Source organism: Variovorax sp. 01T439_2 (assembly GCF_056398445.1).
On the sequence record NZ_JBFTPJ010000404.1, the window covers coordinates 1 to 8,129 of the forward strand.

9 protein-coding genes are annotated in these 8,129 nt (G+C 61.2%); 7 read left to right on the forward strand and 2 right to left on the reverse strand.

All coding sequences use genetic code 11. The features are described 5' to 3' along the window. Positions 1-414: hypothetical protein (locus tag AC1DOC_RS18785; protein ID WP_478130261.1), on the reverse strand; the 414-nt coding region annotated here is incomplete at its 3' end. Positions 415-556: 142 nt separating this feature from the next. Then, positions 557-1,474, reverse strand: coding sequence for an AraC-like ligand-binding domain-containing protein (locus tag AC1DOC_RS18790; protein ID WP_012747231.1), 918 nt, complete (start codon positions 1,472-1,474; stop codon positions 557-559). 420 nt (positions 1,475-1,894) lie between these two features. Here AC1DOC_RS18790 and nthA point away from each other — a divergent pair, with 420 nt between their 5' ends. From nthA to AC1DOC_RS18825, 7 genes are all read left to right on the forward strand, one after another. Further along, complete coding sequence (nthA, locus tag AC1DOC_RS18795) at positions 1,895-2,494, forward strand: nitrile hydratase subunit alpha (protein WP_012747232.1); 600 nt, start codon at positions 1,895-1,897, stop codon at positions 2,492-2,494. 35 nt (positions 2,495-2,529) lie between these two features. Next, entirely contained in the window at positions 2,530-3,240 is a 711-nt protein-coding gene (gene nthB / locus AC1DOC_RS18800; RefSeq protein ID WP_478080785.1) for a nitrile hydratase subunit beta, read from the forward strand. Positions 3,241-3,255: 15 nt separating this feature from the next. Then, positions 3,256-4,482, forward strand: a complete 1,227-nt coding sequence (locus AC1DOC_RS18805; protein WP_478083491.1) for a GTP-binding protein — start codon at positions 3,256-3,258, stop codon at positions 4,480-4,482. A gap of 201 nt (positions 4,483-4,683) precedes the next feature. Further along, positions 4,684-5,163, forward strand: a complete 480-nt coding sequence (locus AC1DOC_RS18810; RefSeq protein WP_478130264.1) for a VOC family protein — start codon at positions 4,684-4,686, stop codon at positions 5,161-5,163. Positions 5,164-5,214: 51 nt separating this feature from the next. Next, positions 5,215-6,615 carry an amidase gene (locus AC1DOC_RS18815; protein WP_478130262.1) on the forward strand — a complete coding sequence of 467 codons (1,401 nt, stop codon included), beginning with the start codon at positions 5,215-5,217 and terminating at the stop codon, positions 6,613-6,615. Between the two features lie 43 nt (positions 6,616-6,658). Beyond that, positions 6,659-7,894, forward strand: coding sequence for an urea ABC transporter substrate-binding protein (locus AC1DOC_RS18820; protein ID WP_478080789.1), 1,236 nt, complete (start codon positions 6,659-6,661; stop codon positions 7,892-7,894). Between the two features lie 15 nt (positions 7,895-7,909). After that, the coding region (locus AC1DOC_RS18825; RefSeq protein WP_478130263.1) for an ABC transporter permease subunit at positions 7,910-8,129 on the forward strand (220 nt) is incomplete at its 3' end.

An 8,129-nucleotide genomic window follows, 5' to 3' on the forward strand; every position in this document is an offset into this window, starting at 1 on the left:
GACCTTGGGTCGTCGGCCATGGTGAAGGCACAGCAGCCGGTGGAGGCGAGGGTGGGGCAGGGCGTCGATCCGGCGGAAGCCGAGCGGTTGGCGGCCGAGGAGGCGACGCGATCTTCGGTGTTCTTCCGACGCAGTGGCGATGGCGCTGCTGCCAAGCGGGAGGCTGTCCCCGAAAAATCGATGCCAGCGAGCGCCGTCGAGGTGTCCGGGGTGACCGCGCGTCAGCAGCCGTTCAATCCCTTGGACGCGATGAACCCTGCCGTGGATTYGCCGGCTGATCCCTGCAATGGCGCAGAACAGCCAGAACCGCAAGGAAGCGTTCAGAGGCGAACTTCGCATTCCTTCCCTGTCCACGCGCAATCCGCGCCAATCGACGACGATGACGGAATCAGTGCTCCAAGTACGAATCACCAATGGAGCACTTTGAGCCATCGGGTTGGCGATTGGACCAGCTCTTGGCGCTGGTCTTTTTATCGACCAATAACGAGTGACAGCGACCGAGCGAGTATCGACCTACCTGCAGGTGTAGATCCGCATCGACCCGGCGCAAGATGGCTTATTGGCGATGCATCACGGCTTGGGGACTGACTCCGAAAGCCTTCTTGAACGCCCGGCTGAAGTGGGACAAGTCGGAGAAGCCGTAATTCATGGCAGCCTCTGACACCTTGCGCACGGAACCCTGGGCCATGGCGCAGTAGCTGGCTTCGAGGCGCTTCTGCCAGATGTACCGCATGGGCGTTGTCCCGTTGGCGGCAAACACTCGCGCCAGCGTGCGCAAGGAGATGCGTTCAGATTTTGCGACCGAGGCTATGGAGAGTTCCGGATCCTCGATGTGCTGCATGACATAGGCGCACGCACGCTTGTACAGGGCGTCGGTGACGCTCTGGCTGGGGCCGTTACCCGCGTGCAGGTCGATGACGCACGCTAGGAGCTCCAGCAGCGAGGTGGTCACATGCGTTGCTGCTGCTGGGGCACTCGCCAAGGCCGAATTCTCGCGAAGCTCCTTGATGAGGCTTCCGAGGACAGGCCGAAAACCCGTGCCAGCGCCCAATGATGTTGCGACGAAGCGCTCGGCTGCCGGAGAACGTCGAGTGAGCAGGTCACGCGGTATGCGGACGGTGTAGAAGGTCTGCATGTTCAGACGGTACTTCCACGGGCGTGCGGCATCGTAGAGCACGATATCGCCGGTGTTCTGCACCGTTGAATTCCCGTTCTGTTCGACGTAACCAACGCCCGACTCCATAAGGGATAGCCACAGACTGGACTCGGGCCCGCGCCTGATATCCGCGGTATCCCGCGTCCAAGTGTGTTCCGGGGCCACCAGGGTTACCGCATCCAGCGCCCCGACGGAGCGGCCGGTTACCGCCGCGTCGAAGTTTTGCCGATGCACGGTCTGGCTCGCTGCGGGGATGCAGTACTGGCAGACGACGTCATGCCAGTGGTCGTGCGAGGCGGTTGAAAATGCGAAATCCACGTGAAATCTCCGTTAGTCCAGGAGGGCCGTCCCCTTGGTCTACGCCGAGAGCTTCGTCACTCTGTTGACGCGGCTGCCCTTGTGCGCCATTCGAAAGCGATGGTCAGGATCCCCGTACTACTGCGTCCGGATGATGGTGCCCAGTAAGAGGTCGAGGTATCCAGATAAACCATAAGTGGTGCATTGAGCATGTTTCGTGCCCATGCAGTCGATGGGCGGTGTTGGCCGCGTGACGCTTGGAGCGCGCCATTGCAATGGCGAGCGCAGTCAAGCGGCGCGTCGCTCACAGTCATGCTGCCAGGTTCTGGCAGCACTACATTGGGCGTAGCTCCACCGAGGCTGCAGAGTGCGGTTCTGGGGTGGTGCCAACGTCACGCAGCCTCGTGCAGCGTTTGTTACAACTCTTCTGGAGAACCTGCGATGAATCATCAAGCCGTCGGGGAAAGTTTGGCGACGCCGGGCGACCGCGCGCGTGCACTGTTCAAGGTGATGAATGACAAGAAGCTCATTCCTGAGGGATACATCGAGACCTTCATCAAGCACATGGAGCACGACTGGGATCCCTCGAATGGCGCGCGCGTCGTCGCCAAGGCTTGGGTCGATCCGGTCTACCGCGAGCTGCTACTGAAAGATGGCACCAAGGCCTGTGAGCAGTTCGGCTACACCGGACCCCAGGGCGAATACATCGTGGCACTCGAGAACACCCCCAAGCTGCAGAACGTGATCGTCTGCAGCATGTGCTCGTGCACGAATTGGCCGGTGCTCGGACTTCCGCCCGAGTGGTACAAGAGCTTCGAGTACCGCGCTCGGCTGGTGCGGGAGGGGCGCACGGTGCTGCGGGAACTTGGCGAAGACCTGCCGGAGGACGTCGCCGTGAGAGTGTGGGACACCTCGGCAGAAACCCGCTACATGGTGTTGCCGGTTCGGCCGGACGGCACGGAGCAAATGAACGAGGAACAGCTGGCGAAGCTGGTCACGAAAGATGTGCTGATCGGTGTGGCGCGTCCCCGCGTCGCCTGAGCATTCGACCGACTCTTAACTCTGGAGAAGCAATCATGGACGGAATTCACGATCTCGGTGGCATGCAAGGCTTTGGCAAAGTGCCCCACACCAACAACAGCTTGAGCTACAAGCCGGTGTTCCATGAAGACTGGGAACACCTGGCGTACAGCCTGGTCTTTGTAGCGGCCGATGCCATGAAGCTGATCAGCATTGATGAACTGCGGCATGCCATTGAGCGCATGGACACCCGGCACTACTTCGACGCGCCGTACTACGACCGGATCATCATCGGAACGGCTACCTTGCTGGTCGAGTACGGCGCGATCACCAAGGCACAGCTTGATGCCTGTTTGGGCACCGACTTCAAGCTGGCCCGCCCTTATGCATCCTCCGGCAGGCCTGCCATCGCCGAACGATCGCCATTCGAGGTCGGAGAGATCGTCAAGGTCCGCGACGAGTTCGTTTCAGGTCACATACGCATGCCCGGCTACGTGCGCGGCAAGGAGGGCAAGATCCTGCATCGCACCACGGTCAAATGGCCTTTCCCCGACACCATCGGACACGGTGACAAGTCGGCACAAATGCAGTCGACCTACCACGTCGAGTTCAAGGTCACAGACCTTTGGGGCGATGCTGCCGACGATGGCACAGTGGTCGTCGATCTGTTCGAGGGCTACCTGGACAAGGTGCCCGCTGGGCTCAAGACCGTGTCGTCGTCGACGCGACACGATTCGAAGCCCGTTGAAGTAGCCGCTTTGGCCTGAGAAGTGGCATCCTCGGTGCAAGAAGACTCGCGTCGTCTACCGGTGACCGTTCTGTCCGGCTTCCTCGGAGCTGGGAAGACCACGTTGCTGAACCATATCCTGCGCAACAGGGCAGGGTTGAAAGTGGCGGTCATCGTGAACGACATGAGCGAAGTCAACATCGACGCCGAGGATGTTCAGCGCAACGTTGCCTTGCAGCGGGGTACTGATCAGTTGGTCGAGATGAGCAACGGCTGCATCTGCTGCACCTTGCGCGCTGATCTGCTGGAGGAAGTCAGTCGCCTGGCGGCCGAGCGGAGATTCGACTACCTCTTGATCGAGTCGACGGGCATCTCGGAGCCCATGCCCGTTGCGGAAACTTTCGCTTTCCTGAATGCGCAAGGGTTCAGTCTGAGCGAATTGGCCAGGCTGGATACCCTGGTGACGATGGTCAATGGGCTGACATTCCGCGACTTGTTGCGCAGCGACACGTTGGTGCAGTCCGGTCCTGCACAGACGCCGACGACAAAGCCACTGGCCGAACTGCTAATCCAGCAGGTCGAGTTCGCCAATGTCATCCTCGTCAGTCACCTGGATGCAATGAGTCCCGAGGAGGTGGCCGAGATCCGTGGCATGCTGTCCGAGCTCAACCCCGGTGCAGAGGTTCTTGCAATTGCGCATGGCTGCGTGGACCTATCGAAGGTGCTCGACACCGGGAAGTTCGACTTGCCCCTGCTCATGCGCTCTCCTGGCTGGATGCGCCGCATGCAGGACGTTTCGCAAACGCCGTCCGAGTCCGAGGAGTATGGCATCGCGTCCTGGGTCTACCGTGAACGGATACCGTTTCACCCGGGGCGCTTGATGCGCTTGTTGGATGCAGCCTGGGACAACGGCAGATTGCTGCGGGCGAAAGGCTACTTCTGGTCTGCGCACCAGATGCTATCGATCGGCTTTTTGGTCCAGAGTGGTGCGGCCTTCCGCTGGGGATTTATCGGCAAGTGGTGGCGCTTCATCGACGCTTCGCAGTGGCCAAAGGATGACTACCGCCGTGACGGCATCACCTCCAAGTGGGATGCAACGACCGGCGATTGCCGGCAGGAGATCGTCTTTATCGGCCAGGCCATCGACTGGGACCGCTTGAAGGCTCAATTGGATAACTGCTTGTTGACCGCGCATGAAATCGAGCAGGGGCCTACGGCGTGGCAGGCGCTGGACGGGGGCTCGAACATGGATGCGCGCGCCGCAGCTGAAGGCGTCTCATAGACGTGGACAGGCAAGACGCAGGTTCAGTGTCGACTTTCCCGCTCACCCACTTAAGCACCCGCACGGGACGCCGGCAGCGAAGCCGTCGATCCGCAAATGCTTCTGGCTAAGCGCTGGAACGACGTGTGACTGTTCCGACTTTCAACGTCCACCGTCTACATGAAATACAACTATCGGAGAAGACAGATGTTCAGCCACATCATGATCGGGTCCAACGACCTTCAACGTTCCAAACGCTTCTATGACGCCGTGCTCGGCGCTCTTGGCGCTCGAGAGCCTTCGCACGATCAAACTGAAACCGGCCACAAACGGCTGTTCTATCGCCACGATGGCGCTACCTTTTGCATCAGTGAGCCAATCAACGGCGAGCCAGCGACACAGGCGAATGGCAGCACCATCGGGTTCATGTGCAGCTCTCCCGAGCAGATCGTAAAGTTCCATGACACCGCGGTCGCAAACGGTGGTACGTCCATTGAAGGCAGCAAAGCAATTCGGGCGTTCGGGCGCTGCAACGATCTCGGAAGACATTCGTCGAGTCTGCAAGCAGCGGCTCGTCGTGAATACGGATGGAGCCGCGGACGCGGTAAGGATTCCTTCCGGCCCCGCCCACAGTTTGTCCGTCTCAGCATGCTCGTTTGGCGGCCAGAGCCAAGCTGTGCGGGGCATCCCTCCATAAAGTAAGGCCGCGATGGGACACAACCCGTCGATGTCTACAACTCTCTGGAACCTGACATGGCGAACACCGAACTGCACTACCTTGAACTGCTCGACATCTCCCGACGCATCCAATCGCGCGAGTTGTCTTCCGTTGAGGTCACGCACGCTCAGCTCGACCGCATTGCAGCGCTAAACGGCACGCTGCGCAGTTACTGCCTCGTGATGGCCGACCAAGCCCTCGCCGAGGCCGAGCAGGCAGATCGCGAAATCGCCGCCGGGAGCGTGCGCGGACCGTTGCAYGGCGTGCCCATTGGGCTCAAAGACCTATGCTGGACTCAGGGCATCACGACAGCTGCCGGCATGTCGCTTTACAAAGACTTCGTGCCAACCGAGGACGGCACCGTCGTTCGCAAGCTGCGCGAGGCCGGCGCGGTCGCGCTGGGCAAGCTGCAACTGACCGAAAGCGCCTTTGCCGATCACCACCCCAGCGTGGCGCCGCCGGTCAATCCCTGGAACGCTGCGCACTGGCCAGGCGTGTCTTCCAGTGGCTCGGGTGTGGCAACGGCCGCCGGTTTGTGCTATGGCTCGCTCGGTAGCGACACCGGCGGCTCGATCCGCTTTCCCTCGGGCGCCAACGGCCTGACTGGCCTCAAACCGACCTGGGGTCGGGTCAGTCGCTACGGCGCGTTCGAGCTGGCCGCCACGCTGGACCACATCGGGCCGATGACGCGTAGCGCCGCTGATGCCGGAGCCATGCTCGGCGTGATCGCCGGCGCCGACGCCAAGGACCCGACCGCCAGCCTTTTACCGGTACCTGACTACCTGGCTGCCGCACACGCAGGTCTGCGCGGCGTGCGCATCGGTATCGACGCGCGCTGGATCTACGACGATGTCGACGCGCCCACGCACCAGACCGTCATGGCCGCCGTCGAGGTTGTGAAGTCACTCGGCGCGGAACTGGTCGATGTGACGTTCCCTGATCCCACGCAGGCGATTGCCGATTGGTTCCCACTGTGCGGCATCGAAGCCGCCGTCGTGCATGAGGCGACCTATCCGGCGCGCAAGAGCGAGTACGGCCCTGGCATGGCCGGCATCATCGAGTTGGGCAGGGCCCAGAGCGGCATGGACTACCAGAAGATCGTGCTGCGCCGACATGACTTCACGGGCCGCGTTCGCGCCCTGTTCGAAAACATCGACCTGCTGCTGATCCCGAGCACCGGCATCGCCTCGCCAACGCTCGAGCGCRTGGGGCGCATGGGCGAGGACGCCGAACTGTTGGCCGCCATGCTGCGCTACACCTGCCCGTTCGATATGAGTGGCAATCCCACGATCACACTGCCCGGCGGCTTCACGGAGGCCGGCATGCCAGTGGCCTTCCAATTGGTGTCGCGGCACTTCGACGAAGCCCTGCTGGTGCGCGCCGGCGTCGCCTTCCAGCGGGCAACGTCATGGCACCAACGCCACCCGACCCTTTGATCGCCCGCCTGCATCCCATCCAACCTGAACTGAGGAAGAGCACATGAAGTTCCGCACATCCAACTGCACGATGGGCTGCCTGCTGGCCCTGGCCATGCTGTCTACCGCCCCCGCGCGCGCCGCCGAAACGATCAAGATCGGTCTCATGGAAGACGTTTCGGGCGATCTGGCCGTCTTGGGTCTGCCCAAGCTGCACGGTTCGCAGCTGGCGGTCGAGGAAATTAACAAGGCCGGCGGTATTCTCGGCCGCCAGATCGAGTTGATCCACCTGGACCCGCAAGGAGACAACGCGCGCTACCAGGAATTCACGCGCCGTCTGCTCAACCGCGACAAAGTTGACGTTCTGATCGGCGGCATCACTTCGGCCGCGCGCGAGGCGGTGCGGCCCATCGTCAACCGCACCCAGACACCTTATTTCTACACCAACCAGTACGAAGGCGGTGTCTGCGACGCCAACATGATCAGCACCGGCGCCGTGCCCGAGCAGCAGTTCTCCACGTTGATTCCCTACATGGTCGAGAAGTTCGGCAAGAAGGTCTATGTGATTGCGGCCGACTACAACTTCGGCCAGATCTCAGCCGAATGGAATCGTTCCGTGCTCAAGGACTTGGGCGGACAGGTGGTCGGCGAAGAGTTCATTCCACTGGGCGTATCCCAGTTCGCTCAGACCATCCAGAACATTCAGAAGGCCAAGCCCGATTGGCTGCTGATGGTGAACGTGGGTGCCGCGCAGGACTCGTTCTTCGAACAGGCCCAGGCCGCTAAGCTGAACCTGCCCATGGGCTCGTCGATCAAGGTCATGCTGGGCTTCGAGCACAAGCGCTTCGCGCCGCCAGCACTGAACAGGATGCACGCCGCCGCTAACTGGTTCGAGGAGATCGCCTCGCCCGAGGCCGATGCCTTCAAGAAAAAGTGGCGTGCCAAGTTCCCGAGCGAGCCGTATATCAACGACATGGGCTACAACGCATACGTCACGATGTACCTCTATAAGAACATTGTCGAGACTGCCAAGTCGACCAAGCTGGCCGACATGCGCAAGGTGATCGCTACCGGCAACGCCTGCGTCGATGCGCCCGAAGGCAAGATTTGTGTCGACCCAAAGAGCCAGCACATGTCGCACCGCATGCGGCTGATCGATGTGGACGAGAAGCACGCCGTCAAGGTGCTCAAGGACTACGGAACTTTGCAGCCCTATTGGCTGGCAAAGATCGGCTGCGATCTGACCAAGAAGAACGACCGCAAGCAGTACACGCCGTCCGATCTGCCGGGCAAAACTTGAATCGGTGGAATGCCCGTGGCAGCTGAACTGTTTTCCTTTTTCTACCAGTTCGCCGACGTGTTCGCGTTCTTGATCCTCTCGGCGGCTGGTTTGGCCATCGTGTTCGGGATGATGGGCGTGATCAATATGGCGCATGGTGAGTTCATCATGTGTGGCGCCTACGTCACCACAGCGTTGGTGCATGCCGGCTTGCCCCTTCCGCTCGCGCAGTTGTGCGGCGTGGCCGCAGCTGGGC